Raw genomic sequence first — 1,045 nt, forward strand, 5'->3', positions numbered from 1 at the left:
CAAAAAATTTCGGACTCAGTACGCACAACGCCTGCATAACACGTTTACTACTACGACGACTTAGCTGAATTTTACCGCCTTAAACACCTAAACCAAAGACAAACCTACAACGCCGAATGTAATAAATCGTGTTGATTGCTTTGTTATGCCTTATGTGGATAAAGTGAGTTTATTTATCTCGACCAACTAAAAGGCCAAAAAATAATCCTATTGCACCACCAAAAAGTAACTTTGATGATGTTGGTTTATCAGAAAAAAGGGCAACAGCAGCAGTGCCTATAGTTGCACCAGTAACACTACCCACAACTTGTTTTGAAGAGATATTTATACCTGATGCCCAATAAACAAAATCTTCACAATTATTGTTAAAAAGTGAATATTTCCAAGAATCTATTTGGCTACGAGCGTTGGCTATTGTTTCGCAAGGTGAATACTTTGATTCAACATTACTAACAACCGTATATTTGTCATTAACAACGACATCCCATTCTTCTTCTTTGACTGTACCATTTCTTTTCGTCGCTGAAATTAATTTAAATTTACCATTTTCGCAAAGACTATCTGATACTATCGACCAGTGATCATAACCACCAAAATTTGATTTAATAAGATCCCCAGGCGCCACGTCTAACATATCCATATTTAATATCCATATTTAATATCCATATTTAATATCCATATTTAATATCCATATTTAATATCCATATTTAATATCCATAAAAATAATATGATCATTATATGGTGATTTAACAAACAAAATTCAACCTTTAAAGCACAAAAATTAGGCATAACGCCTGCATAACACGTTTGCTACGATACAGACTTAACTGAATTTTAACGCCTTAATCACTGAAACTAAAGGCAAACTGACAACGCCGAGTGTAGCAAATCGTGTTGATGCATTTGTTATGAGTATTACTTAAATGGGCTAAGATCGATACCCTCTAACTCACAAACAGCCATGATTGTTGGATGTGATGATAAACGATTTAGATAAGCTGACAGATGCTCAAAACTTAATGGCGATTTCTTAATTGGTAAACAC

General features: G+C 34.2%; 1 protein-coding gene and 1 pseudogene. Both read right to left on the reverse strand.

From position 1 onward, the window contains the following. Positions 1 to 169: 169 nt before the first annotated feature. Positions 170 to 640 carry a lecithin retinol acyltransferase family protein gene (locus A6E03_RS19665; RefSeq protein ID WP_065601583.1) on the reverse strand — a complete coding sequence of 157 codons (471 nt, stop codon included), beginning with the start codon at positions 638 to 640 and terminating at the stop codon, positions 170 to 172. A gap of 275 nt (positions 641 to 915) precedes the next feature. Continuing rightward, positions 916 to 1,045, reverse strand: a pseudogene (locus A6E03_RS20535) (glutathione S-transferase); the annotation flags it as partial.

Source organism: Aliivibrio sp. 1S128 (assembly GCF_001691065.1).
GTDB lineage: Bacteria > Pseudomonadota > Gammaproteobacteria > Enterobacterales > Vibrionaceae > Aliivibrio.